Here is a 26,279-nt window from a genome sequence, read left to right as displayed (position 1 = left end):
GGTCTGCCGCCCCGGGGGAGGAACACGCGTGCCCGACACGCTCAGCTACGCCGATGCCGTACGCCTGTTGGGCGGGGAGAAGAGCAAGGTCGTCGACTGGTTCGACAAGCTGACCGGGGGAGTGCTGCTGGCCGCGTCGGTGCCGGTGCCGGCGCTGCTCGGCCTCTTCGACGCCAAGGCGGAGTTCGTCCGGCTCGGCCACGAAGTGGTACGGGTCGCGTCCGAGAAGCGCTCCGGGCTGTCCCGGTACGGGCGCACGCAGCGGTTGGAGGCCGCGCACGCGGTGATCGCGGTGACCGCGTTCTTCGAGGCGCTGGCCGAGGCGGACCTGCCCTTCGACTTCGCCGACCTGGAGCTGCGTCGGTCCGAGCAGCTGACCCTGGCAGGGGCGGGGCCGGAGAGCAGGCGGTCCGTCGCACGGGTCCTCTTCGAGGTCCCGGCGCCGCTCCCCGCGCCCGAGGTGCCCTATGCGAGGCTGCGGGAATTGCTGCGGAACCACTACGTGCTTCTGGTCGGGCGGGTCGCGGACTTCGTCGACGGGCTGGCCGTGGGCGAACGGCTGACCGACGGGGAGAAGCAGTCGCTGCGGCAGGCGCTGGAGCGGTTACCGGAGTTCGCGGTCGAGCGCCATCGTGATCTGCTCACCGCCTTGGCGGCGGATTTCCCGGAGGTCGCGTTCTGGGCCGGGTTGCACGAGCACGAGGCGACCCGCGGAGAGGTACGCCAGCTCGCGGTCGGGCTGGTCGAGCTGCGCGAGACGTTGGCGGCGATGGCCACCGGCGGCACGCCCAGCGACTGGCGGGAGGCGTTGGCCCGCTCGTACCGCGCGCAGCTCGACCGGCCGATCATCAACTCGGGTGAGGTGCCGGACGGTCTCCGGGTCCCGGCGCTCGGCGTCGCGTACGTGCCGCCCTCGTACCGGGTGGCCGCACTGGGCGAGCAGTCGCGGCCGAGCGACGAGTCGTGGTGGGCGGTGCAGCCGGCCCGCGAGGATCTCGTCCAGTTCCTGATCGGGCATCTCACCTCCCCCCAGGCGGTTCACGCGCCGTTGCTGGTGCTGGGTCAGCCCGGTTCCGGCAAGTCCGTGCTGACCCGGGTCCTCGCGGCCCAGCTGCCGGCCCGTGACTTCCTGGTCGTCCGCGTGGTGCTGCGGGAGGTCCGGTTGGAGGCGGACCTTCAGGATCAGATCGAGCAGGCCGTGCGGGACGCCACCGGGGAGCGGTTGGCATGGCCCAAGCTGGCGCGGTCGGCCGGCGACGCCCTGCCGGTGGTGCTGCTGGACGGCTTCGACGAACTGCTCCAGGCCACCGGCGTGACCCAGACGGACTACCTGCTCAAGGTGGCCCAGTTCCAGCAGCGCGAGGTGGATCAGGGGCGACCGGTGGCGGTGCTGGTCACGAGCCGGACCAGTGTGGCCGACCGGGCGAAGCCGCCGCCGGGGACCGTCGCGCTCCGGCTGGAGCCGTTCGACCCGGCACGGGTCGCCCGCTGGGTGACCACCTGGAACGCGGCCAACTCCGACGGTTTCGCGGTGCTCGGCGTGCCGCCGCTGGATCCGGCGGCCGTGCTGACCCACCGCGAGCTGGCCGGGCAGCCACTGCTGTTGCTCATGCTCGCCCTCTACGCCGCCGACGGCAACGACCTGCGGTCGGCCGGCACGCTCGGCCGGGGTGAGCTGTACGAGAAGCTGCTGCGTAGCTTCGCCCGGCGTGAGGTGGTCAAGCACCGGGAGGGGCTGTCCGAGCGGGAGTTGTCCCGCGCCACCGAGGCGGAGCTGCGCCGGCTGGCCGTGGTGGCCTTCGCGATGTTCAACCGGGGCGTGCAGTGGGTCACCGAGGAGGAGTTGGAGGCGGACCTCGGCGAGCTCGCGTTCCTGGCGGGCGGGGCGCCGCAGGCGCGCGCCGACGGCAGCCTCCGGGTGCCGTTGCGGGCCGCGGAGATCGTGCTGGGGCGCTTCTTCTTCGTCCACCGGACGCAGGCGCTGCGCGGGGACCAGCGGACGGAGACGTACGAGTTCCTGCACGCCACGTTCGGCGAGTTCCTGGTCGCCCGGACGACCGCGCTCGTGCTGGAGGAGTTGGCTGCCCGGGAGGCGGCGACGACCATGTTGCGGAGCGCGTCGGTCGACGACGATCCACTGCACGCGCTGCTGTCGTTCGCGACCCTGACCGGGCGGGCGCCGGTCGTCGCGTTCCTCGTCGAGGCTCTCCGGTCGTCTCCGGGCGATCACGCGGCGGGCATCCTCGACGTGCTGCTGCGCCTGTTCCAGAGCGTGCACCACGGACGGCCCGGGCGGACGTTCGCCTCGTACCGGCCCCGGGCGCTGTCGGTGCCCGAACGGCACGCCGTCTACAGTGCGAACCTGCTCGTGCTGGCGCTCTGCGCGGTCGAGGAGCTGTCCGGCGGTCAGCTCTATCCGGCGGAGCCGGACGTCCGGGTGCCCTGGACGCGCCAGGCACTGCTCTGGCGCTCGCAGCTCGCCGAGGGCGAGTACCGGAGTCTGGTGAACGCCGTCGCGCTGGACCGGCGGGGCGACGGCCGGCGCCGGGAGATCGGCCTGAGCCTCGCTCCGGAGGGATGGAGACCGCCGGACGTGGACCTCGGGTGGACGTTCCGGCCCACCTCGTCGTCGGAGTCGAACTGGTTGCAGGTGGAGTCCGGGCCGGACGCCGCCTTCCTGCGTTCGGTGGCCAACTTCGAGTGTGGCGTCGCCGGTGACGCGGTCCAGCACGCGCTGGAGCCGCTGGTGGAGATGTTCCCACCGGGGTTCGCCTGGGTGGTACGTGGTGGCGACACAGGGCAACTGTCGGTGGGCCGCATGCTCGTGACGACGGTCCTGGGGATGCCGGGCCTCGGGCCCGCGGACCGGGCGGCACACTATCGCGTGGTCGCGTCGCTGGTGATCGCCTTCCACGGCTCGGACGAGCGGGACGAGGTCGACATGGCGGTGGTGCTGCTGGACCGGCTCGCCGCCGATCGCCTCGTGACCCGGGCCGCCGCGATCGCGGTGCTGAGCAGTCTCGAGTTCGTGCCGACGGCCGGGGACCGGGCCGCCGGCGCCTTCCTCCGCTGTTGCCTCGCGCTGATCGGCGCCGACGACCCGGAGACCCGTCAGGTCGCCCGCATCGTGGGGCGAACGTTGCACGCCGACCAGGGCTCGTGGAGCGCGTACACCGAGGAGTTGGCGGTGGAGGCGGTGGTCCGCCTCACCGAACTGGGGATCGACGAGTTCCACCTCAGCCCGGCGGAGGCCGACCGGCTCGCCCGGCTGTTCGTCGGACGCCGCCCGGATCTCGTCGATCGGATCCGACCGCTGGTGCTGGCTCCCGTGCCGCCACGACCGTCCACCGGACGGGCGTTGTCCGGCGGTGACGTGGCGGTGTGATTCCGAAACACCGACAGGACGGTGTCGCGGCGGCCGCTCAGGCTGACTTCTGACGACGCCGGCCGGACGGCCGGCGCGACGACAGGAGGCAGCATGTCCAGCACACCCGTGACCTGGTTCGAGATCGGCTCCGACCGGCCGGACGAGGCGCAGCGGTTCTACGCCGAGATGTTCGGCTGGACCTTCGAGGAACAGGGCGGCCCGGGTGGGTCGTACCGGCAGACGGCGGCCGGCGGGGAGCCGGGGATCGGCGGCGCGATCCGGGGCACCGACTCCGCCGCCGACAACTACGCGGTCTTCTACGCGCAGGTGACCGACGTGGCGGAGACCTGCCGCCGCGCCGAGTCGGCGGGCGGCACGGTGCTCGCGCCGCCGGTCACGACGCCGAGTGGGCTGACGCACGCCCGCCTGCGCGACCCGTCCGGCAACCTGCTCGGCGTCTTCACCCCGCCGGCCGCCGGCTGACCGCACCCTTGCTCCCGGCCGGCGGGCCAGCCGGGAGCAAGGCGTTGCGGTGGGTGCAAGTGGTTGCGCGCATCGTCGATTGTGAACCTCTGGTTTCCGCGGATCGAAGCTGGTAACTTCCTGGCACCACGCGTCGCAAGTTCTTGCAACGCCTTCATCCCCTTGCGCCCGTCGTGCGGGGCGGGGGTGTCAGGAGAGCGCCATGAGGGGCACCACCACCACCCGCCGCCGGTGGGGAGCGCTCGCGCTCGCCGCCGGCGTGCTCGCCGCGCTGCTGCCGTTCACCGCCGCCGCGGCGGCGAACACCGTCACCGTCTACTACCAGCCACCGGCCGCCTGGGGCGCGTCGGTCAACATCCACTACGGGGTGGACGGGCAGGCCTGGACGCCGGTGCCCGGCGTACCGATGGACACCGCCTGCGCCGGGTGGCGTCGCCGGACCGTCGACCTCGGTGCGGCCACCGGCCTCCAGGTCGTGTTCACCAACGGCAGCGGCGTCTGGGACAACAACAACGGCGCCAACTACCGGCTCGCCGCCGGCACGGTGACCGTCGCCGCCGGGCGGATCGGCGCGGGCGACCCCTGCGCCACGCCCCCGCCGACGCCGACGCCGACACCGACCGGAAGCACCGGCGGCGGGAACACCGCCGAGGTCTGGTACCACCTCACCCCGCGCGGCTGGTCCACCGCGAACCTGCACTACCGGCCCACCGGCGGCACCTGGACCACCGCGCCGGGCGTGGCCATGGAGACGCGCTGCGCCGGTTGGGCCCGCCGGATCGTCGACCTCGGCGCCGCCACCGGGCTCACCGCCGCGTTCAACAACAACGCCGGCACCTGGGACAACAACGGCGGCGCCGACTACACCCTCGGCGTCGGGCGCAGCGTCGTCGACAACGGCCGGGTCACCGCGGGGGCCGCCGACCCGTGCGCGCCGGTCGTGCCGGACACCGGCCCGCCGTCCACGCCGGGCGGGCTCACCGCCGTCGCCGACGGGCTGGCGGTCACCCTGAGCTGGACCGCCGCGACCGACGACCGGGCCGTCACCGGCTACGAGCTGACCCGCACCGGGGGCGCGGGCACCGTCACGGTCACCAGCACCACCACCCGGTACGTCGCGTACGACCTGCGGCCCGCCACCACGTACACCTGGACGGTGCGGGCGCTCGACGCGGCCGGCAACCGGTCGGCGGCGAGCGCGCCGGCGTCCGCGACCACCGGCAACCCGCCGGCCGGCGGCGCGCCACTCGGCGGCGACCCGCGCGAGGACAGCATCTACTTCGTCATGACCGCGCGGTTCGCCGACGGCGACCCGACCAACAACCGGGGCGGCAGCCAGCACGTCGCCTCCGGAAACGCGGCGAACGACGACCCGATGTTCCGGGGCGACTTCAAGGGGCTCGTCGACAAGCTCGACTACGTCAAGGCGCTCGGGTTCTCCGCCATCTGGATCACGCCGGTGGTGCTCAACCGCTCCGACTACGACTACCACGGCTACCACGGATGGGACTTCTACCGGGTCGACCCGCGGCTGGAGAGCGCCGGCGCGTCCTACCAGGACCTGATCAACGCCGCGCACGCCAAGGGCATCAAGATCTTCCAGGACGTGGTCTACAACCACAGCTCCCGGTGGGGCGCGAAGGGCCTGTTCACGCCCACCGTCTACGGCACCCGCGACGACCAGTGGAAGTGGTACTACGACCAGCCACAGGCCGGCCGGGCCTACGACCCGATGGTCGAGGCCACCGGCACCGACCCGGCGCTCACCCCGGCGCAGAACGCCAAGGCCAAGGGCCGACCGTACAACGGCGACGTCTGGTCGTCCGCCGCGCCCGCCGGCAACCAGTGCCTGAACTGGGGTACGCCGACCGGCGGGCGCAGCGCCGAGGGCTACACCCTCTACCAGTGCCAGTGGCCCACGCCGACCAGCAGGCTCTTCCCCGCCGACAGGTACCACCAGTGCTGGATCGGCAACTGGGAGGGCGAGGACGCGCGCAGCTGTTGGCTGCACGAGGACCTGGCCGACTTCAACACCGAGAACGCGCAGGTGCAGCGCTACCTGATCGACGCGTACAACCGGTTCATCGACATGGGGGTGGACGGCTTCCGGATCGACACCGCCGTGCACATCCCCCGGGTCACCTGGAACCGGCGCTTCCTGCCCGCCATCCAGCAGCACGCCGTGTCGAGGTTCGGCGAGAAGGGCCGGGACTTCTACGTCTTCGGCGAGGTCGCCGCGTTCGTCAACGACAAGTGGAACCGCGGCTCCGTCAACCACTCCGCCCAGTTCTTCACCTGGTCCGAGCGCAGGGAGTACAGCCCCGACGACGTGCGGGCCGCGATCGAGCAGTACGACTACGAGCAGCTGCTCGGCCCGTCCGGGCAGCCCACCACCGACAACGCGTTCCTGCGCGGCAACGCGTACCACGCGCCGGACCACTCGAAGTTCTCCGGCATGAACGTGGACGACATGCGGATGCACATGAACTTCTCCGACGCCGGCAACGCGTTCGGCAACGGGAAGGACTCCGACGACAGCTACAACGACGCCACCTACAACGTGGTCTACGTCGACAGCCACGACTACGGGCCGAACAAGTCCTCCACCCGCTACGCCGGCGGCACCGACGCCTGGGCGGAGAACATGAGCCTGATGTGGACGTTCCGCGGCATCCCGACGCTCTACTACGGCTCGGAGATCGAGTTCCGCAAGGGCGCCCGGATCGACTGCGGACCGAGCTGCCCGCTCGACACCACCGGCCGGGCCTACTACGGCGACCACCTTGCCGGCAGCGTCACCGCCGCCGACTTCGGGGTGGTCGGCTCGGCCAGCGGGGCGGTCGCCACCACGCTCAGCCAACCGCTGGTGAAGCACGTGCAACGGCTCAACCTGATCCGGCGGGCCGTGCCGGCGCTGCAGAAGGGGCAGTACTCGACCGAGGGCGTCAGCGGCGCGATGGCGTACAAGCGGCGCTTCACCCAGGGCGCGGTGGACAGCTTCGCCCTGGTCACCGTGTCCGGCGGCGCCACGTTCAGCGGCGTGCCGAACGGCCGGTACACCGACGCGGTCACCGGCGACGTCCGCTCGGTCACCAACGGCACGCTGACCGCCTCGGTCAGCGGCCGGGGCAACCTGCGGGTCTACGTGCTCGACCTGCCCGGCAACCCGGCCCCGGGGAAGGTCGGCGGGGACGGGCCGTACCTGCGCTGACGACAGCGTGGCGGGGTCCGGACGTGTCCGGACCCCGCCCTCGCCTGGGTGGCCCCGCCGGGGCCGGCCGGGAGGGAGGTGCGGCCGGCGAGGGGAGGCGGGGCCACCGGGTCACTCGCCGGGCCTGCCGTCCTGGCCGTGCCAGCCGCGGTGGCCCATGCCGCCCGGGCCCGGGAACACGCCGGCCTCGGCGGCCTTGAGCACCGCGTCGGCCTGCTCCTGGGTCAGCTTCCCGTCCTTGACGGCCTGGTCCAGCCGCTCCTTCAGGGCGGCCTGCCGGTCCTGCGTCGACGGCGGCTGCGGCCGCTCCGGCCGGTCGGCCTGGCGCTGCTCGCGCAGCTTCTCCAGCGCGGCGGTCACCTTGTCGGCCGGGACGCCCAGCTCCTTGGCGAGCGCGTCGGCGAACTCGGCCTGCCGCTGCTCACGGTCGCCGGTCCAGTCGGTGCTCGTGCTGGCGCTCGGAGTGGGGGTCTTGTCGTCGGCGAGCGCCACCGTCGGGGCGGCGATCCCGACGCCGAGCACCCCGGCGGCGGCGAGGCCGACCAGCAGGCGCTTCCTCGTCGTGCGGATCATGCGATTCTCCTGTTCGGTGGTGGTGCGATGACGTCACCGACAGTGACCGCCGGAGCTGGGGGCAACCCGTGGCGAACCTGTCAGCGAGCTGGCAATCGGGGCCACCGATCCGGACAAATGCGGTTGCGGGGCCGCCGGGGCGGCCGTGAGGCTGGGCGGAATCCCGACGGAAGGCATCCCTCATGACTCAGCCCGTCATCCGCGAGGTCCCGCTCACCGGGCCGGGCTCCGGCCCGTACGCGATCACGGTCGGGCCGGACGGCGCGCTCTGGCTGACGCTGGCCGGCTCCGGCGGCGTCGCCCGGCTCGGCCTCGACGGCGAGGTGCGGACCTACCGCGCCGACCCGCCGGAGAGCCGGCCGCTGATCATCACCACCGGCCCGGACGGCGCGCTCTGGTACACCCGCTCCGGCGACCACCGGCTCGGCCGGATCACCGTCGACGGCGAGAGCGGCTCGGTCGCGCTGCCGCCCGGCTGTTCCCCGTGCGGCCTGGTCACCGGGCCGGACGGGGCGCTCTGGTACGCCGGCATGGGCGACGACACGGTCGGCCGGGTCACCGTCGACGGGAAGGTCGCCACGTTCCCGCTGCCGGTCACCAAGGCGTTCCCGTCGATGCTGGCCGTCGGGCCGGACGAGGCGCTCTGGCTGACGCTGAACCAGGCGAACGCGGTCGCCCGGGTCGACCTCGACGGGTCGGTGGCGGTGTACCCGCTGCCCACCGACGCGGCCGGGCCGGTCGGCATCACCCGGGGCGGCGACGACGCGCTCTGGTTCGTCGAGATCGGCGCCGGGCAGCTCGGCCGGATCACCCCGGACGGGCGGATCGACGAGTTCCCGCTGCCGGACCGGACGTCCCGCCCGCACGCGATCGTCGCCGACCCGGCGGGCGGCTGCTGGTTCACCGAGTGGGCCGCGAACCGCATCGCCCACGTCGCCCCCGACGGCCACGTCACCGCCCACGCCCTGCCGACGCCGAATTCCGAACCCCACGGCCTGACCGTCACCCCCGACGGCGCGGTCTGGGCCGCCCTGGAAGCCGGCGCCGTCGCCCACCTCACCGCGCGCTGACGTCGATCATGAGGTTGGCGGCGCTGTGGAGATCGACAACTGCCGCCAACTTCATGATCGACCGGGTGGGGGTGGGGGTCAGCGGACGGCGGGGGTGACCGTCAGGGTGGCGGCGGTGGTGTCGAGGACGGCGGGGGTGCCCACCGGGACGGTGAGCTGGTTCCGGCCGTGACCGACGGGGAGGCCGCCGAGGACCGGGACACCGAGGTCGCCGAGGCGGTCGGTGAGCACGTCCACCACCGTCGTGTCCCAGCCGTCGGCGCACTCGGTGAACTGGCCGACCGCCACCCCGGCGAGCCCGTCCAGGGCACCGCAGCGGCGCAGGTGGGTCAGCATCCGGTCGATCTTGTAGGGCGGCTCCTGCACCTCCTCGACCAGCAGGATCGCGCCGCGCAGGTCGGGCATGTCCGGGGTGCCGATCGACGCGGTGATCAGGCACAGGTTCCCGCCCAGCAACCGACCCTCGGCCCGGCCGGGCACCCGCACCGGATACGTCTCCTCCGCCTCGACCGCCGCGACGGTCACCGGTTCGGTGCTGGTCAGCGCCGCGTGCAGCGACTCCGCCGAGCGGATCGGGGTGCGCTCGTCCCGCCAGGCGGCGCCCGGACCGTGCACCCCGGCCAGCCGCGCGCCGCGCCAGAGCGCGAACTGCAGCGCGGTGATGTCCGAGAAGCCCGCCACCACCTTCGGGTCCCGGCGTACCGCGGCCATGTCGATCAGGTCGACCACCCGCTGCGCCCCGTAGCCGCCCCGGGTGCAGATCACCCCGCGGATCTCCGGGTCGGCGAACGCCGCGTTCAGGTCCGCGGCCCGCAGCGCGTCGTCGCCGGCCAGGTAACCCCGGCGGGCGTACGCGTTCGGCGCGGGCACCGGCCGCAGGCCCCAGCCGGTGAGCAGCTCGACGCCGCGGGCCACCCGCTCCGGGCGGGTCGGGCCGGACGGCGACACCAGCATCACCGCGTCGCCGGGACGCAGGGCCGGTGGGCGCAGGCAGTCGTCGGTGGGCACGACCGGGAGCCTAGTGCGGCCGAGCCGGACCGTCCGCCGTCGGGCGCACCGGCTAGCCTCGACGTCGTGGCGACCGCGCTGGTGATCGAGAACGACCCGACCGACGACCTCCGCCGCCTGGGGGAGTGGCTCACCGAAGGGGGTCTGGAGCTGCGCGTCGTGCGCCCGCACGCCGGCGACGCGCTCCCCGACGACCTGGAGGGATACGCCGCCCTGGTGGTCCTCGGCGGCGACCAGCAGGCCTACCCGCTACCCGACGACAGCCCCGGCGCGGCCTGGTTCCCGGCGCTGGAGGGGCTGCTGCGCAAGGCGGTCCGCCACCGGGTGCCCACGCTGGCCATCTGCCTGGGCGCGCAACTGCTCGCCACCGCGCACGCCGGCCGGGTCGAGCGCAGCCCGTCCGGGCCGGAGATCGGCCCCACCGTGGTGGGTCGGCGCGACGCCGCCGAGACGGATCCGCTGTTCCGCTACGTGCCGCTGATGCCCGACGTGCTCCAGTGGCACGCCGACGAGATCACCGAGCTGCCGCACGGCGCGACGCTGCTCGCCGCCTCCACCCGCTACCCGCACCAGGCGTTCCGCCTCGGCGACCGGGCCTGGGGCCTGCAGTTCCACATCGAGTGCGACACCGCGATGATCGCCGAGTGGTCCCGCGACTCGGCCACGCTGGCCGAGCTGGGCTACGACCCGGAGCTGGTGGTGGCCGCCTGCGACCGGGCGATGGCCGACGTCGAGGAGGCCTGGCAGCCGTTCGCGATCCGGTTCGCCGCGCTCGCCCTCGGCGAACTCGGCGACGACAGCACCCGCCGCAGCCTGCCGCTGCTCGGGGCGTGACGTGACCCGGCCGGCCCGCGGACGCCTGGCCCGCTACGGCTTCGCCGAGGGAGACGGCGCCACCCGCGCCGCCGACCTGCTCGGCCCGGACGGGCTCGACCTGTGGCGCCCGGAGGCGCAGGAACCGGCCGACGAGGACGCCGCCGAGCTGCTCACCGCGCTGTCCCGGGCCGCCGACCCGGACCTGGCCCTGCGCCAGCTGCACCGGCTGGTCGAGTCGGAGCGGCGCGCCGGCGACGAGGTGGCGGTCCGCGACGCGCTGGCCGCCGATCCCGGGCTGCGCCGCCGGCTGGTCGCGGTGCTCGGCGCGTCCTCCGCGCTCGGCGACCACCTGGTGGCCAACCCGGGGCAGTGGGCCGTGCTGGCCACCGAGCCGGACGGCCTCGCCCCCACCGCCGACGGGCGGCTCGACCCGACCGTGGCGGCCCGGCTGACCACCGTCACCGGCGCGGTCCCGCTGCTGCGGCAGGCGTACCGGCTGGCGCTGCTGCGGATCGCGGCGGCCGACCTGACCGGCGGGCGGGGCCTGGAGCAGACCATGGCCGCGCTCTCCGGGCTGGCCGACGCCACCCTGGCCGCCGCCTACGACATCGCCGTCGACGAGCTGCCCGAGGGCACCCCGCGGCCCCGGCTGGCGGTGGTGGCGATGGGCAAGTGCGGGGGCGACGAGCTCAACTACGTCTCCGACGTCGACGTCATCTTCGTCGCCGCCGCCGACGACGACCTGTCCGCCGCCACCCAGGTCGCCACCCGGCTGATCCACATCTGCGGGCTGGTCGCCTGGCCGGTCGACGCGGCGCTGCGCCCGGAGGGCAACCGGGGCCCGCTGGTCCGCACGCTCGCCAGCCACCTGGCCTACTACAAGCGTTGGGCCCGCACCTGGGAGTTCCAGGCGTTGCTCAAGGCCCGCCCGGCGGCCGGCGACCTGGACCTGGCCCGGGAGTGGATCGAGGCGCTCGCCCCGCTGGTCTGGACCGCCGCCGAGCGGCCGGAGGCGGTCGAGGACGTCCGCGCCATGCGCCGCAAGATCCTCGACAACGTGCCGCCGAAGGAGCTGGAACGCGAGATCAAGCGCGGTCCGGGCGGGCTGCGCGACATCGAGTTCGCCGTCCAGCTGCTCCAGCTCGTGCACGGCCGCGGCGACGAGTCGCTGCGGGTGCCCGGCACCGTCCCGGCGTTGCGCGCCCTGGTCGCCGGCGGCTACGTCGGCCGCGCCGACGGCGAGGCGCTGCTGCGCGGCTACCGCTTCCTGCGCGCCGTCGAGCACCGGCTCCAGCTCCAGGGCCTGCGCCGCACCCACACCGTGCCGACCGAACCGGCCGCGCTGCGCTGGCTCGCCGCCGCGCTCGGCTACGCGGCCACCCCGGGCCGCAGCGCCGTCGAGGAGTTCCGCGCCGAGTGGGTCACCCACGCCGCCGAGGTACGCCGGCTGCACGCCAAGCTGCTCTACCGGCCGCTGCTGGAATCCGTCGCCCGGGTGCCGGCCGAAGGGCTGCGCCTCACGCCCGAGGCGGCCCGGCACCGGCTGGAGGTGCTCGGCTTCGCCGACCCGGTCGGGGCGCTGCGGCACCTGCAGGCGCTCACCGGCGGGGTCAGCCGCACCGCCGCCATCCAGCGCACGCTGCTGCCGGTGCTGCTGGACGAGTTCGCCGACGCCCCGGAGCCGGACCGGGGGCTGCTCAACTACCGGCAGGTCTCCGACAAGCTCGGCAGCACCCCCTGGTACCTGCGCCTGCTGCGCGACTCCGGCCCGGTGGCGCGCCGGCTGGCCCGGGTGCTCTCCTCCTCCCGCTACGCCGCCGACCTGCTGGCCCGCGAGCCGGAGGCGCTGCGGCTGCTCGCCGAGGACACCGAGCTGACCCCGCGCCCCCGGGACACCCTGGTCGAGGGCTTCACCGCCGCGGCGGCCCGGCACGACGACCCGGTCGAGGCCACCCGGGCGGTCCGCGCGTTGCGCCGCCGCGAGCTGGTCCGGATCGCCTGCGCCGACGTGCTCAGCCGGGCCGGGTCGCTCGCCCCGCTCACCCCGCGCCCGGTCGGCGGCGGGGAGCGCCGGCCGACGGTGGTCGACGTGACAGCGGTCGGCACCGCGCTGTCCCACGTCACCGACGCCACGCTGGCCGCCGCGCTGCGCGCCGCCCGGGCCGCCCAGCCCGGCCCGCCCGGCCTGCGCTTCGCGGTGATCGGCATGGGCCGGCTCGGCGGGTACGAGTCCAACTACCTCTCCGACGCCGACGTGCTCTTCGTCTACGACCCGCCGCCCGGGACGGAGGAGAGCGCGGCCAGCGCCGCCGCGCACGCGATCGCCGAGGAGCTGCGTCGGCTGCTCTCCGCGCCCGCCCCCGACCCGCCGCTCGGCGTCGACGCCGACCTGCGCCCGGAGGGCCGGCAGGGCCCGCTGGTGCGCAGCCTGGCCGCGTACGCCCAGTACTACGCCCGGTGGTCGCGGGTGTGGGAGGCGCAGGCGCTGCTGCGGGCCCGCTTCGTCTGCGGCGACGCCGACCTGGGCGCGCAGTTCGAGGCGATGATCGAGCCGGTGCGCTACCCGGCCGACGGGCTGACCCGCGAGCAGGTGGTGGAGATCCGCAGGATCAAGGCGCGGGTGGAGACCGAGCGCCTGCCCCGGGGCGCCGACCCGGCCACCCACACCAAGCTGGGCCGGGGCGGCCTCGCCGACGTCGAGTGGGCGGTGCAGCTGCTCCAGCTCCGGCACGCCGGCCGGCTGCCGGCGCTGCGCGGCACCCGTACCCTCGACGCCCTGGCCGCCGCCCGTGACGCCGGCCTGCTCGACGGCGACGACGCGGCCGAGCTGGCCGCCGGCTGGACCCTCGCCGCGCAGGTCCGCGACGCGTTGATGCTGGTCCGGGGTCGGGCCGGCGACCAGCTGCCCCGGCACGGGGTGGAGCTGGCGGGCGTGGTGCGCCTGCTGGGTCACGAGGACCCGGGCGAGTTCCTCGACGAATACCTGCGCACCGGCCGCCACTCCCGCACCGTCGTCCAGCGCATCCTCGAAGCCCCGCTCTGACGGGCGAGATCCGCTCCGGGTGATGAGTTCTCGCGCCCGTGCCCGTCACACCTCCGACGGCACACGACGAGACGTGAGGATGACCAGATGAGTGCGGACACACGGCCCGCGGGGTGGGGCGAGGTCGACGAACCGGTCTTCTCCGGGCTGACCGAGCGGCACCGGCGGGAGTTGCACGTGCACTGCTACCGGATGCTCGGGTCGTTCGAGGACGCCGAGGACGCCGTGCAGGAGACGTTCCTGCGGGCGTGGCGGCGCCGGGAGACCTACGCGGGACGGTCGACGGTGCGGGCCTGGCTCTACCGGATCGCCACCAACACCTGCCTGGACCTGCTCGCCAAGCGTCGCCCGCAACCGGCGACCGGCGGCGAGGTGCCCTGGTTGCAGCCCTATCCGGACCGGCTGCTCGACGAGCTGCCCGCCGGCGACGCGGACGAGCCGGAGGCGGTCGCCGTCGCGCGGGAGACGATCGAGCTGGCGTACCTGGTCGCGGTCCAGCACCTCGCGCCGCGCCCACGCGCCGTGCTGATCCTGCGCGACGTGCTCGGCTGGCCGGCGCGGGACGTCGCGGAGCTGCTCGGGGACTCCGTCAACTCGGTGAACAGCGCGTTGCAGCGGGCCCGCGCCGGCATGCGCGCGCACCTGCCCGCCGAGCGGCAGGACTGGACCGGCGGCGACGAGGACGCCGGCACCCGCGAGCTGGTGCGCCGCTTCACCGACGCCAGCGTCGCCAAGGACGTCGACCGGCTCGCCGCGCTGCTGCGCGACGACGTGCGCTGCTCGATGCCGCCCACGCCGGGCCTCCAGGTCGGCCGCGACGCGGTGGTCGGCGACTGGGTCGCGGACGGCTTCGGGGAGCTGGGGCGCCTGCGCGCCGTCCCCACCGCGGTGAACCGGCAGCCCGCCGTCGCCTTCTACCTCTGGCGGGAGCGGGAGGGCGCGTACCTGCCGCTGACGCTCGACGCCCTGCGCGTCACCGACGGGGCGATCGCCGAGATCGTCACGTTCCACGCCGACCAGTTCCCCCGGCTCGGACTGCCCGAGCGCCTGCCGGCCGACGGCACCGAGTAGCCCCGGTGCGGACGCTCACGCTGCCCGGCGGCGCGCGCGTCGCCGTGGTCGCGGCCCAGTGGCGCGACGCGTTCGCCGTCGTCGCCCGCGGGCGGGTGCAGCTGGAGCTGCGCGACGGCGCACCCGGGCCGGTCCTCGGCCGCGACGCCTACTTCTGGCTGCGCGACACCGGCGTACGCGCGCTGCGCAACCCCGACCGGCGCACCGCGACGGTGCGCATCCACACCCCCGACAGCGGACCCTGGAGGAACGACATGACCAGCGGCAACGACACGGCGGTGGCCGCCGGACCGGCGGCGGGCCGGACCGGCCACCGCCTCCGCCGGCTCGCCGGCACCGGCCTGCTCGCCACGCTCGCGGCGGTGGTGGTCACCACGCTCGCCGCCGCGCTCGCCCGCGCCCTCGGCGTCGACTTCGCGATCCCCGACGGCGGCGAGCGGATCCCGCTGGGCGGGTTCGCGGTGGTGACCGGCTTCTTCTCGGTCGTCGGCGTGGTCCTCGCCGCCGCTCTGCTGCGGTGGAGCGCCCGCCCCGCCGCGCGGTTCGGGTGGACGGCCGGGACGCTGACCGCGATCTCGCTGGTCCCGCCGTTCCTGGTCGGGGCGGACGCCGCCACCGTCGCCGCGCTGGTCGGGCTGCACCTCGTCGCGGCGGCGGTGATGATCCCGGCGCTGACCCGGAGCCTGCCCGCCGGGTGAGCCGGCGGCTCAGCTGCCGAGCGTGTACGTGCCGGCGCGGGGGACCGTCACCACGGTCCACCCGCCGTCGGCGGCGAGCGTCGCGCCGCCGGTGACGGTCAACCAGCGGTCGTGCCGGACCCGGACCGGGACCGGGCCGGGCCCGGGGGCGCGGAAGGTGACCGAGGCGCCGTCCTGCCGGACCAGCTCGCCGGGCGCGCCCACGAGCGGGGTGGGGTCGGCCACCGCGTACAGCCGCCAGTGCCGGTCCGACCAGACCTCGGTCAGGTACGGCTGGCCCGCGGTCACCAGCTCCGCCTCCGGCCGCCCCACCCAGGACAGCTCGACGTCCGGCACGGCCACGTACTGCACCGCGTTGTCGGCCAGCCAGGCCCGGTAGGAGTCGGGGGTCAACGCGACGCCGGTGCCCGAGGCGCCGGGGACGGTGGTGAAGAACAGCGGGTTGCGGTCGATGTCGGCCTGCCGCAACCAGCCCCGGGCCAGCGGCACCTCGCCGAGGCGGGCGGCCTCCCAGTAGTTGCGCGTCGGCGGCACCTCCACCCGCCCGGTGAGCCCGCGCCGGTCCAGCTCCGCGCGCAGCGGCGCGAAGTAGGCCGGATCGGCCGTCGGGTCGCCGGCGCTGCGCACGTCGGCGGTGACCACCGGCGGCTGCCACCAGCAGACCACCGCCAGCAGGGCGGCCAGCGTGACCGGGCCGGCGGCCCGGGGGAGCCGGCGCGCGGTCGGCCACCGCGCGGTGAGCCGGTCCGGCAGCGTCGCGGCGGCGGCCAGCACCGGCAGCGCGAACATCACCACCAGGCGGGTGGCGTTCAACCCGACCGGGGTGGGCAGCAGCGCGGCCGCCAGCACCCCCGCCCCGGACAGCAGCGCGCCCACCCGGACCGGCCGGTACGCCACCAGCGCCGCCACCAGCAGGCTCGTCACCACGGCGTGCGTCGTGTCCGCCCGGCTGATGTTCATCCAGCCGCCCTCGCCGAACAGCAGCCCGGTCACCGCCAGCGGGCCGGCCGCCGGCACGGCGAGCAGCAGGCCGTCGGCGTACCGGCGGGTCAGCAGCAGCGCGACGCCGGCCAGGCCGACGAAGAGCCCGGCCACCGGGCTGGCCGCGGAGGCGAGCAGCGCGGCGGTGCCGACGGCCGCGGCACGGACCCACCCGGCGCGGGACCACCGGGCCGGGCCGGCAGTCCCGGCGGTAGCGCCCGACGGCCGGCCGCCCGGGGCGGCGGGCAAGGTGAGCGCCAGCAGCGCGGCCAGGCCGAACGCGACGCCGAGGGCGTAGGTGACCCGGCCGGAGACCAGGTTGCCGGCGATGGTGACCACGCCGACCAGGCTGCCGAGCAGCGGGCGGGGCACCCGGAGCCGGACCAGCAGGGCCGCGAACGCGGTGGCCGAGGCGAGCAGGGCGAGCGCGCCGGTGGGGCGTACCCCGAGTGCCGCCATCAGCGGCGGCGAGACGAGGCTGTAACCCCACGGGTGCACCCCGCCGTACCAGCGCAGGTCGACCAGGGCGGACCCGTGCGCGGCGAAGAAGTCGGCGCGGGCGACCTGCGCGGACAGGTCCGACCCGGTGACCGGCAGAGTGAGCTGGAGCACGGCCAGGACGAGCGCCGACGCGGCGGACACCGCCACCACCCGAGTGCCCCGCATGCCCACCTCCTGATCGCGAACCACCGTACTGGCAGCATGTCGGACGTGCCTCACCACCTCTCGCGCTGGATCGGCCTGGCGGGCTCGGTGCTGCTCGCCGTGGCCGCCTTCCTCGGCGGCGCCCTGCCCGACGGCGAGCTGCGTCCCACGCCGGTCAGCATCTGGCAGGGCCCCAACGGCCCGCTCATCATCGGGCTCTGGCTGGTCGGCACCGGGCTGCTGGCGTGGGCCTGGTGGTCGCTGCGCGACCGGGTGCCGTCCGCCCGGTGGGTGCTGGTCACGGTCGCGCTCTGGCTGCTGCCGATGCTGGTCGCCCCGCCGCTGGGCAGCCGCGACGTCTACGCCTACGCCTGCCAGGGCGCCAGCTTCTCGGCCGGCATCAACCCGTACGAGCAGGGCGTGTCCGCGCTGCCCTGCCCCTGGTTGGACACCATCTCGTTCATCTGGCGGGACACCCCGGCGCCGTACGGGCCGCTGTTCGTGCTGCTCTCCGGCGCCGTGGTCAAGGCCACCGGTTCGCTGTGGGGCGCGGTCGCGCTGTTCCGGCTGCTCGCCGTCGCCGGGGTGGCGCTGACCGCCTGGGCGCTGCCGGTGCTGGCCCGCCGCTGCGGGGTGCCGCCGGAGCGGGCGCTCTGGCTGGCGTTGGCCAGCCCGCTGGTGCCGGTGCACCTGGCCTCCGGCGCGCACAACGACGCGCTGATGGTCGGCCTGCTCGTCGCCGGACTGGCCGTGGTGGCGGCCCGACCGGGCCGGCCAGGTCCGCTGCTCGCCGGTGGCGTGCTGCTCGGCCTGGCCGCCGGTGTCAAGATCACCGCGCTGGTGGTGCTGCCGTTCGCGGCGCTGGCCGCGATCGTCGGGCCGTACCGGATCCGGGCGCTGGTCCGCGACGGCGCGTGGGTGGTCGGCGGCGCGTTGGCGGCGCTGGCCGGCGCGACGCTCGCCGCCGGGCTGGGGCTCGGCTTCATCAGCGGGCTGGAGCAGGGCGGCCTGGTGGTGGCCTGGACCTCGCCGCCGACCGCGGTCGGGCAGACCGTCGGCTACCTGCTGGCGCCGTTCGGCGTGCACGTGGACGCGCTGCCGGTGACCCGGGCGATCGGCATGGTGGTGCTGGTCGCGGTGCTGGTCTGGCTCTGGTTCCGGTCCTGGCGTCGGGGCGAGCCGTTCTGGCACGCGGCGCTGGCGCTGACCGCCACGGTCGCGCTCTCCCCGCTGTTCCACCCCTGGTACTGGCTGTGGCCGCTGGCGGTGCTGGCCGCCACCGCGCGGCGGACCCGGTGGTTCGCGATCGTCACCGTGGTGTCGTCGTTCCTGGTGCTGGCCGACGGGACCGGTTTACCCCGGTACACCAAGATGCCGGGTGCGCCGCTGATGACGCTGTTCGTGATCGTGCTGGTCGTGCGGTTGGTACGGTCGGCCCGGAAGGGTCGGCAGCCGGTTCCCGTGTCCTGAGGAGTGTGCCGGTGAGCGAGCCCGACGCGCCGGTCCGACCGGTCGCCGCCAGCGTCGCCCGATACGCCGGTCTCACCGGGGCGACCCTGCTCACCGTCGCCGGCTGGCTCGGCGGGGCGCTGCCCGACGCGCCGCCACGCGCCACGCTCTCCGATTTCTGGCAGGCCCCGCACGGGCCGGCGACGCTGCTCTGCTGGCTGGTCGGCACGGCGCTGCTGGTGGGCGCCTGGTGGTCACTGCGCTGGGGCGCCCCGTCGGGCCGCTGGGCGTACCTGACCGCCGGGCTCTGGACCCTGCCGCTGCTGGCCGCGCCGCCGCTGGGCAGCCGGGACGTCTACTCGTACGCCTGCCAGGGCTGGACCTGGACGCGCGGGGTCAGCCCCTACCGGGTAGGTGTCGCCGCGGCCGGCTGCCCGTGGACCGACTCGGTGTCACCGATCTGGCGGGACACCCCCGCGCCGTACGGGCCGTTCTTCGTGCTGCTGGCCGGGCTGGCGGTGCTCGCCGGCGGCGGCCTGGTCGGGGCGATCGTGCTGTTCCGGGTGGCCGCGGTGGCCGGGGTGCTGCTGGTCGCGCTCTGCCTGCCCGGCCTGGCCCGGGCGGCGGGCGTGCCCACCCGACGGGCGGCCTGGCTGGTGCTGGCCTGCCCGCTGGTCGGCGTGCACCTGGTGGCCGGCGCGCACAACGACGCGCTGGCGCTCGGGCTGGTGCTGTTCGGACTGCTGGTGCTGATCCGCGGGCCGGGCAGGCCCCGCGCGCTGGTCGCGGCCGGGGTGCTGCTGGGCCTGGCCGTCGCGGTCAAGGCGATGGCCGTGGTGGTGCTGCCGTTCGCGGCGCTCGCCGCCGTGCTCGGCCGCTACACCTGGCGGGCGCTGCTGCGCGACGGCGGTCGGCTGGCCGCCGTGGTGCTCGGCACGCTCGTGGTGCTCTCGCTCGCCACCGGCCTCGGCCTGGGCTGGGTGGATGGGCTGGGCCGCAGCGGCGACTCGCAGCAGTGGACCTCACCACCCACCGCCGTCGGTTTCGTGGTCGACTACGCCGGCGAGGCGGCCGGCCGGCGGCCGCACGCGGTGCCGGTGACCCGGGCGGTCGCGTTGGTGCTGCTGGTCGCGTCGTTGGTGGCGCTCTGGTGGTGGGCGTGGACGGCGCTGCGACGGTGGAACGACGCCCGGCAGCGGGTGGTCCGGCTGACCGTGGCCCGACCCCGGGTGGCGCTGCTCGGCGCGGGGCTGGCGCTGACCGCGACCGTACTGCTCGCCCCGGTCTTCCACCCCTGGTACGCGACCTGGCCGCTGGCCCTGCTCGCGGTGTCGGCGGTGCCGCTGGCCCGGACCGTCTGGTTCGTGGCGCCCTGCGCGGTGGCATCGGTGCTCGCGCTGCCGGACGGCACCAACCTGGCCCGGTTCACCAAGGCGCCCGGCGCGGTGCTGATGACCGTGCTGGTGCTGGTCGTGCTGGTCGTGCTGGCGGCCGGCGTCCGGGCCGGCCTGCGCCGCCGTCGGGTCGACCGCTGAGCGACGGGCACGCAGAAGGCCGGGCCGGCCCCGCGGAGGCGGAGCCGGCCCGGCCGGTGCTGACGAGCGTGCTCAGCAGTCGAAGTACATCGCGAACTCGTGCGGGGTGGGCCGCAGGCGCACCGGGTCGACCTCGTTGGCCCGCTTCCAGTCGACCCAGGTGGAGATCAGGTCGGGCGTGAAGACACCGCCGTCGAGCAGGTAGTCGTGGTCGGCCTCCAGCGAGTCGAGCACGGCCGACAGCGAGCCCGGCACCTGCTTGACGTCGCCCCACTCCTCCGGCGGGAGGTCGTAGAGGTCCTTGTCGATCGGGGCCGGGGGTTCGATCTTGCTCTTGATGCCGTCCAGGCCGGCCATCATCATCGCGGAGAAGGCGAGGTAGACGTTGGCCGACGGGTCGGGGACGCGGAACTCGACGCGCTTGGCCTTGGGGTTGCTGCCGGTGACCGGGATGCGGGTGCAGGCGGAGCGGTTGCGCTGGGAGTAGACCAGGTTGACCGGGGCCTCGAAGCCGGGCACGAGGCGCCGGTAGGAGTTGACGGTCGGGTTGGTGAACGCCAGCAGCGAGGGCGCGTGGTGCAGCAGGCCGCCGATGTACCAGCGGGCGGTGTCGGACAGGCCGGCGTAGCCGGTCTCGTCGTAGAACAGCGGTTCGCCGTTCAGCCAGAGGCTCTGGTGGGTGTGCATGCCGGAGCCGTTGTCACCGAACAGCGGCTTGGGCATGAACGTGGCGGTCTTGCCGTTGGCCCACGCCTCGTTCTTCACGATGTACTTGAACAGCTGGAGCTGGTCCGCGGCGTGCAGCAGGGTCGAGAACCGATAGTTGATCTCGGACTGGCCGGCGGTGCCGACCTCGTGGTGCGAGCGCTCCACGGTGAACCCGGTGTCGACCAGGCGCCGCACGATCGAGTCGCGCAGGTCGGCGTAGTGGTCGACCGGCGGGACCGGGAAGTAGCCGCCCTTGTAGGCGGTCTTGTAGCCGCGGTTGCCGCCCTCCTCGACCCGGCCGGTGTTCCAGGCGCCCTCGATCGAGTCGATGTAGTAGAACGACTGGTGCGCGGAGGTCTCGTGGCGGATCGAGTCGAAGATGTAGAACTCGGCCTCGGCGCCGAAGTAGGCGGTGTCGGCGATGCCGCTGGCGGCGAGGTAGGCCTCGGCCTTCTTGGCGACGTTGCGCGGGTCCCGGGAGTAGGCCTCGCGGGTGAACGGGTCGTGGATGAAGAAGTTGATCGCGACCGTCTTCTGCGCCCGGAACGGGTCGACGAAGGCGGTGGCCACGTCCGGGAGCAGGAGCATGTCCGACTCGTGGATGGCCTGGAAGCCGCGGATCGACGAGCCGTCGAACGCGAGGCCGTCGGTGAAGACGCTGTCGTCGAAGGACTCGACCGGCAGGTTGAAGTGCTGCATCACGCCGGGCAGGTCACAGAAACGTACGTCGACGAACTTCACGTCCTCGTTCTTGAGGTATCGCAGGAGTTCCTCGGGATTGGCGAACACACGTCCTCCTGGCAGGTCCACTCCGGTGGCTGGCTCCTGGCGACGCTATGGCCGGGCGGTTGCCCGGCCGTGTCTCCTCTGTTTCCGCCGTGTTACGTCGCTCGCGGAGCATCATCCCCGCCCCGTTTGCGGTCATTTGTGGTGTTCGTCGGATTTACCGGTGGGTGCCGACGCGGCGCTACCCTGGCCGCTGTGACCGATACCGCCACCCCGGTGCCGCCCGCCACCGACCCCGCCTTCACGCCGCCCAGCCTCGGCCGTCGCTTCGGCGCGCTGCTCATCGACTGGATCCTGTGCCTGCTGGTCGCCGGCACCTTCGCCCACCCGACCCGCGACGGCTGGTCACCGGTCCTGGTACTGGTCCTGGAGTACGGCTTCTTCCTCGGCCTGTTCGCCCAGACCCCGGGCATGTTCCTGACCCGGGTCCGCTGCGTGGCCTGGGCCGACGGCGGCCGGATCGGGATCGTCCGGGCGCTGCTGCGCGGCCTCCTGCTGGCCCTCGTCGTGCCGGCCCTGATCATGGACGAGCACCGGCGCGGCCTGCACGACCGCCTCACCGGATCGGTCGTCACCGACGCGCCCCGCCGCTGACCCGCACCGAAAAGGAGCCGGCCCCCGTGGGGGACCGGCTCCTTTTCCGCGTACGTCGGAGGTCAGCGACCCCGGGTCTGCCGGAACGCGCCGCGCGGCGGCCGCATGTTCTTCGGGACCGCGCCCTTGGGCATCTGCGGCCGCGCGGTCAGCGCCTTGAGGCGCTTGTCGAGGGCGTTGACGTCCTTGGGGGAGAGGCTGCGGGGCAGCCGCATCAGCGTCATCCGCAGCTTGCGGACCGGCAGCTCACCGTCACCCTGACCGATCACGTAGTCGTGCAGCGGGGCGCTGCCGATCACCTTGGCCAGCCGGCGCTTCTCCTGGCCGAGCAGGCCCCGGACGCGCTGCGGGTTTCCCTCGGCCAGCAGGATCACGCCGGGCCGGCCCACCACCAGGTGCACCATGTCCATCTGGGTGGTGGAGCTGACCGCCGGGGTGACCCGCCAGTCGCCGCGCATGCTCTCCATGATCTGCGCCGCCGCGCCGGGCTGCCCCTCGGCGGCGTTCATCATCGCCTTGTTGGACCGCAGGTTGAGCACGATCAGCACGGCGAGCAGGGTGAGCAGGATGCCGATCGGCAGCCAGAGCCAGCCCCAGGCGAGCACCGCGACCACGGTGAGCGCGAGCGGGATCAGCACCGCCGCCGCCGTCAGCGGCGCGAACCACTTGTCCTGCTTGGCGGTGAACCGGAACACCATCCCGATCTGCTTCAGCCGCTGGCCGAACGAGACCTTCTCCTGGGGCTTTGCCATGCCGCAGAGTCTAGTGGTCGGCGCCCGGCCCGTTGATCCGTGGCCGCCCCTTCCGGCGCGGGCTGAGTACCTTACGGCCGCGCCGGCCCTTTCCGGTCCCCGGGTAAGGAGGTGGGGCGGGCGAAGATCAGGCACCGTACCCATGCCCCGGGGGCACCTTCGCGCGGAAAGTCGATGTCGACAGGGACGACACACCGCACGACAGGGAGATCGACGATGTTCGGCAACGACGCGGAATTTCTGCTCAGCATCCACCGCAGCCACGCCTCCGAGCTGCAGGCCGACGCGGCCCTCGACCGGCTCGCCCGGTCGCTGCCCCGCCGGCACGCGCACGGGTGGCTGAGCCGGCGCCAGCACACCGCCCGCACCACCGACGCCCGCCGGTGACCGCCCCGCCGGTCGCCGGCGCCGGCATCGAACCGGTCGTCACCGGATCGGCGCGGAGGCCGGAGACCACGGGCCCGGCCGTCGCCGGTCCGGCCGCCACGGGGGCGGCCGGACCGGCGACGCCGGCTGGACCGGTCACGCCGTCGGACCGCCATGGCATGCTCGACGGCGTGACCGTACGCGCCGCCAGCACCGTGCTCGTCGGCCGGCAGCCCGAGCTGGCCGTGCTGCGCGAGGCGCTGGCCCGGGCCCGCGGCGGCGACCCGACCACGGTGCTGGTCGGCGGGGAGGCCGGCGTCGGCAAGACCCGACTGATCGAGGAGTTCGGCGCCCACGTCGCCGCGGCCGGAGCGCGGCTGCTGGTCGGCCACTGCCTCGAACTGGGCGAGGCCGGCCTGCCCTTCGCCCCGTTCGCGGCCACGCTGCGCGACGTGCTGCGGCACGACGGCCCGACGGTCTTCGCCGGCTATGAGGCGGAGTTCGCCCGGCTGCTGCCGGAGCTGGCCCGGATGCCGGCCGGCGCCGCCGCGCCCGCCGGGCCGGCCCTCGCCGACACCCCGCGCGGCTACCTGTTCGACCTGGTCGCCGACCTGTTCCGGCGGCTCGCCGAGGAACGCCCGCTGGTGCTGGTGATCGAGGACCTGCACTGGGCCGACCGGTCCACCCGCGACCTGATCGGGTTCCTGGTGCGCGCCGCCCGCGCCACCCGCCTGCTGGTCGTCTGCACCTACCGCACCGACGAGCTGCACCGCGGCCACCCGCTGCGTCCCTTCCTCGCCGAGCTGGACCGGGTCCGGGGCGTGGACCGGATCGAGCTGGGCCGGCTCGACCACGACGGCACCGCCGCCGTGCTCGCCGACCTGCTCGGCGCGGAGCCGGCCGCCCGCGCCGTCGACGACGTGCACGACCGCACCCAGGGCAACCCGTTCTTCATCGAGGAGTTGGCCGCGGCCGGCGGGCCCATCGGCTGCGCCACCATCCCGGAGACGCTGCGGGACCTGCTGCTGGCCCGCGTCGACCGGCTGACCGAGCCGGCCCAGCGGGTGCTGCGGATCGCCGCCGCCGGCGGCACCCGCTTCGCCCACCAACTTCTCGCCGAGGTGGCCGGGCTGCCCGAGGCCGAGCTGGAGGACGCGCTGCGCGCCGCCGTCGCCGGTCAGCTCGTGGTCGCCGACCCGGACGGGGACTACGAGTTCCGGCACGCGCTGGTCCGCGAGGCGGTGCACGACGACCTGCTCCCCGGCGAGCACGCCCGGCTGCACGCCCGCTACGCCGCCGCGATCGAGGCGCAGCCACACCTGGTGGCCGCCGGTCGCGCCCCGGCCGAGATCGCCCACCACTGGTACGCCGCACACGACCACCCCCGCGCCCTCACCGCGGCCCGGGTCGCCGCCGCGGCGGCGACCGAGCGATACGCGTACGCCGAGCAGAGCCGGCTGCTGGAGCGCGTCCTCGAACTGTGGGAGCTGGTCCCCGACGCCGCCGACCGTCTCGGCATGGACCACCTGCGGGTGCTGGAGGAGACGCTCACCGCCGCCGTCACCGCGGGTGACCTCGGCCGGGCGCTCACCCTCACCCGGGCCGCGCTGGCCGAGGTCGACTCCACCGTCGAGCCGCTGCGGGCCGCCGCCCTGCTCGACCAGCGGGGCCGGCTGCTCGCCCTGCTCGGCAAGAGCGACGGCGCCGCCGAGCTGCGTGAGGCGTACCGGCTGGCGGCCGGCGCGCCGGGCGGCGCGGACCGGCTCGGCGTGCTGGCCGACATCGCGGCGCACCTGATGAAGGTCGACCCGGGGGAGGCCGCCTCGGTGGCCGCCGAGGCGATGGCCGGCGCGGCCGAGATCGGCAGCATCGACCTGGCGCTGCTGCCCACCCGGATCGCGGTGCTGCACCGCACCGAGGACACCCCGGATCTCGGGCTGGCCGAGCTGCGCCGGGTGGAGGCGCGGGCTCGGGCCGCCGGCGACTCACGGGCGCTGGTCAGTGCCCTGGTCTTCCTCTCCGACGTGCTCTACGAGCTGGGCCGGTACGCCGAGTCCGAGGAGGCCGCGGCGGCCGGGGTGAGCGAGGCGCGCCGGGTCGGGATCAGCCGTTCGATCGGCGCCTACCTGCTGTCCAACCGGGCCGAGGCGCTGATCGCGCTGGGGCGGTGGGACGAGGCCGACGACACCTGCGCGGAGGCGGCCCGGATCGATCCGCCGGGGGTGTCCGGCCTGCACTGGCTGCAACTGCGGGCCGGGCTCCGGCTGGCCCGGGCGCATCCCGCGGCCGACGAACTGGTCGGGCGGGCGCTGGCGTTCCTGGGTCGGCCCTATCTCTGGCCGAACCACCGCCTGCCGCTGCACGAGCTGCGCGTGGAGGCGGCCCTGGCGGCCGACGACAAGGTGGAGGCGGTACGCGCGGCCTGCGCCGCCCTGGCCGACGCGCACCTGGCCGACCGGCCCCGGGAGGGGTGGCCGGTGCTCCACGTGGCGGCCCGCGCCGCCGTGTTGGCCGGCGACGCGGCACTGGCCGGTGAGGTCTCCGCGCTGGCCGCCGTGCTGCCCGTACGGCACCCGGCCGAGCGCGCCCACCGCGCGCAGGTCGCCGCGATTCTGACCGGCCCCGGCGCGGGCGGTGAGGCACTGGGCGCGTGGCGGTCGGCGGTGGCGCAGTGGCGGGAGACCGGGCAGCCGTACCCGTTGGCTCGGGCGCTGCTCGGGCTGGCCGAGGCCGCCGCGGCGGCCGGCGAGCGGGACGAGGTGGCCGCCGCCGTCCGGGAGGCGGCCGAGGTGGCCGACCGCCTGGGCGCCACCCCGCTGGGGGAGCAGGTCGCCACGCTGGCGCGCCGGGTCGGGCTGCGCGGGACCGGCCGGCCGGGGCCGGACCTGTTGACCAGCCGGGAGCGGGAGGTGCTGCGGCTGGTCGCCGAGGGGCACAGCAACAGCCGGATCGCCGAGCGGCTCTTCATCTCGCCGAAGACGGCCAGCGTGCACGTCTCCCGGATCATCGCGAAGCTGGACGTGACCAACCGGGTGGAGGCCGCGGCGCTGGCCCACCGGCTCGGTCTGCTCGACCCGCCGCCGTCCGCACCGACACAGCGCCGGGCCCGGTAGTCCTCCGCGC

Annotated in this window: 18 protein-coding genes; 13 read left to right on the top strand and 5 right to left on the bottom strand. The window is 74.9% G+C overall.

The window, feature by feature from the left end:
• Positions 1-28 precede the first annotated feature (28 nt).
• The 3 genes from COO58_RS20285 (at position 29) to COO58_RS20275 (ending at position 7,061) form a co-directional block, all read left to right on the top strand.
• The gene (locus tag COO58_RS20285) at positions 29-3,385 is read left to right on the top strand and encodes an NACHT domain-containing NTPase (RefSeq protein ID WP_098746761.1); all 3,357 of its coding nucleotides are present in this window, start codon (positions 29-31) and stop codon (positions 3,383-3,385) included.
• Between the two features lie 93 nt (positions 3,386-3,478).
• A complete protein-coding gene (locus tag COO58_RS20280) occupies positions 3,479-3,850 on the top strand; it encodes a VOC family protein (RefSeq protein ID WP_098746759.1) in 372 nt (123 codons plus the stop codon).
• Between the two features lie 202 nt (positions 3,851-4,052).
• Positions 4,053-7,061, top strand: coding sequence for a carbohydrate binding domain-containing protein (locus tag COO58_RS20275; RefSeq protein WP_098746758.1), 3,009 nt, complete (start codon positions 4,053-4,055; stop codon positions 7,059-7,061).
• 111 nt (positions 7,062-7,172) lie between these two features.
• Here the strand turns inward: COO58_RS20275 and COO58_RS20270 are convergent, their stop codons facing one another.
• On the bottom strand, positions 7,173-7,634 hold the full coding sequence (locus COO58_RS20270; RefSeq protein ID WP_098746756.1) for a hypothetical protein: 462 nt from the start codon (positions 7,632-7,634) through the stop codon (positions 7,173-7,175).
• A gap of 182 nt (positions 7,635-7,816) precedes the next feature.
• Here COO58_RS20270 and COO58_RS20265 point away from each other — a divergent pair, with 182 nt between their 5' ends.
• Positions 7,817-8,704 carry a virginiamycin B lyase gene (locus COO58_RS20265; RefSeq protein ID WP_098746755.1) on the top strand — a complete coding sequence of 296 codons (888 nt, stop codon included), beginning with the start codon at positions 7,817-7,819 and terminating at the stop codon, positions 8,702-8,704.
• Positions 8,705-8,782: 78 nt separating this feature from the next.
• On the opposite strand, the gene COO58_RS20260 is transcribed toward COO58_RS20265, so the two are convergent.
• Positions 8,783-9,712 carry an LD-carboxypeptidase gene (locus COO58_RS20260; RefSeq protein ID WP_091572881.1) on the bottom strand — a complete coding sequence of 310 codons (930 nt, stop codon included), beginning with the start codon at positions 9,710-9,712 and terminating at the stop codon, positions 8,783-8,785.
• Between the two features lie 66 nt (positions 9,713-9,778).
• On the opposite strand from COO58_RS20260, the gene COO58_RS20255 reads away from it, so the two are divergent.
• The 4 genes from COO58_RS20255 to COO58_RS30930 all read left to right on the top strand — a co-directional run bounded on the left by COO58_RS20255 (position 9,779) and on the right by COO58_RS30930 (position 15,340).
• The gene (locus COO58_RS20255; protein ID WP_091572886.1) at positions 9,779-10,546 is read left to right on the top strand and encodes a type 1 glutamine amidotransferase; all 768 of its coding nucleotides are present in this window, start codon (positions 9,779-9,781) and stop codon (positions 10,544-10,546) included.
• Between the two features lies 1 nt (position 10,547).
• Positions 10,548-13,571, top strand: a complete 3,024-nt coding sequence (locus COO58_RS20250) for a bifunctional [glutamine synthetase] adenylyltransferase/[glutamine synthetase]-adenylyl-L-tyrosine phosphorylase (protein WP_098746753.1) — start codon at positions 10,548-10,550, stop codon at positions 13,569-13,571.
• 87 nt (positions 13,572-13,658) lie between these two features.
• Complete coding sequence (locus tag COO58_RS20245) at positions 13,659-14,642, top strand: RNA polymerase subunit sigma-70 (RefSeq protein WP_098746751.1); 984 nt, start codon at positions 13,659-13,661, stop codon at positions 14,640-14,642.
• Positions 14,643-14,647: 5 nt separating this feature from the next.
• On the top strand, positions 14,648-15,340 hold the full coding sequence (locus COO58_RS30930; protein ID WP_098746750.1) for a DUF6069 family protein: 693 nt from the start codon (positions 14,648-14,650) through the stop codon (positions 15,338-15,340).
• 9 nt (positions 15,341-15,349) lie between these two features.
• Here the strand turns inward: COO58_RS30930 and COO58_RS20235 are convergent, their stop codons facing one another.
• A complete protein-coding gene (locus tag COO58_RS20235) occupies positions 15,350-16,987 on the bottom strand; it encodes a hypothetical protein (RefSeq protein ID WP_098747328.1) in 1,638 nt (545 codons plus the stop codon).
• Between COO58_RS20235 and mptB (COO58_RS20230) the strand changes: the two genes are divergently transcribed.
• On the top strand, positions 16,886-18,436 hold the full coding sequence (gene mptB, locus COO58_RS20230; RefSeq protein WP_176558948.1) for a polyprenol phosphomannose-dependent alpha 1,6 mannosyltransferase MptB: 1,551 nt from the start codon (positions 16,886-16,888) through the stop codon (positions 18,434-18,436). The two genes, COO58_RS20235 and mptB (COO58_RS20230), sit on opposite strands and share 102 nt — an antisense overlap.
• A gap of 11 nt (positions 18,437-18,447) precedes the next feature.
• A complete protein-coding gene (mptB, locus tag COO58_RS20225; RefSeq protein WP_098747326.1) occupies positions 18,448-19,950 on the top strand; it encodes a polyprenol phosphomannose-dependent alpha 1,6 mannosyltransferase MptB in 1,503 nt (500 codons plus the stop codon).
• 72 nt (positions 19,951-20,022) lie between these two features.
• On the opposite strand, the gene glnA is transcribed toward mptB (COO58_RS20225), so the two are convergent.
• The gene (gene glnA, locus COO58_RS20220; RefSeq protein WP_091573166.1) at positions 20,023-21,447 is read right to left on the bottom strand and encodes a type I glutamate--ammonia ligase; all 1,425 of its coding nucleotides are present in this window, start codon (positions 21,445-21,447) and stop codon (positions 20,023-20,025) included.
• A 192-nt stretch (positions 21,448-21,639) separates the two neighbouring features.
• On the opposite strand from glnA, the gene COO58_RS20215 reads away from it, so the two are divergent.
• A complete protein-coding gene (locus COO58_RS20215; protein WP_091573167.1) occupies positions 21,640-22,038 on the top strand; it encodes an RDD family protein in 399 nt (132 codons plus the stop codon).
• Positions 22,039-22,100: 62 nt separating this feature from the next.
• Here COO58_RS20215 and COO58_RS20210 read toward each other — a convergent pair whose 3' ends face one another.
• Complete coding sequence (locus tag COO58_RS20210) at positions 22,101-22,790, bottom strand: DUF4191 domain-containing protein (RefSeq protein ID WP_091573168.1); 690 nt, start codon at positions 22,788-22,790, stop codon at positions 22,101-22,103.
• A 216-nt stretch (positions 22,791-23,006) separates the two neighbouring features.
• Here COO58_RS20210 and COO58_RS30310 point away from each other — a divergent pair, with 216 nt between their 5' ends.
• Both COO58_RS30310 and COO58_RS20205 read left to right on the top strand, forming a co-directional pair.
• Positions 23,007-23,177, top strand: a complete 171-nt coding sequence (locus COO58_RS30310; protein ID WP_176558921.1) for a hypothetical protein — start codon at positions 23,007-23,009, stop codon at positions 23,175-23,177.
• 170 nt (positions 23,178-23,347) lie between these two features.
• Positions 23,348-26,269: a helix-turn-helix transcriptional regulator gene (locus COO58_RS20205; protein WP_255292728.1), complete on the top strand. Its 2,922-nt coding sequence runs from the start codon at positions 23,348-23,350 to the stop codon at positions 26,267-26,269.
• Positions 26,270-26,279 lie beyond the last annotated feature (10 nt).

Source organism: Micromonospora sp. WMMA1996 (assembly GCF_002573675.1).
Taxonomy (GTDB): domain Bacteria; phylum Actinomycetota; class Actinomycetes; order Mycobacteriales; family Micromonosporaceae; genus Micromonospora; species Micromonospora sediminicola.
The sequence above is the reverse complement of the archived record's forward strand: the minus strand, read 5'-3'. Positions and strand labels throughout refer to the sequence as shown.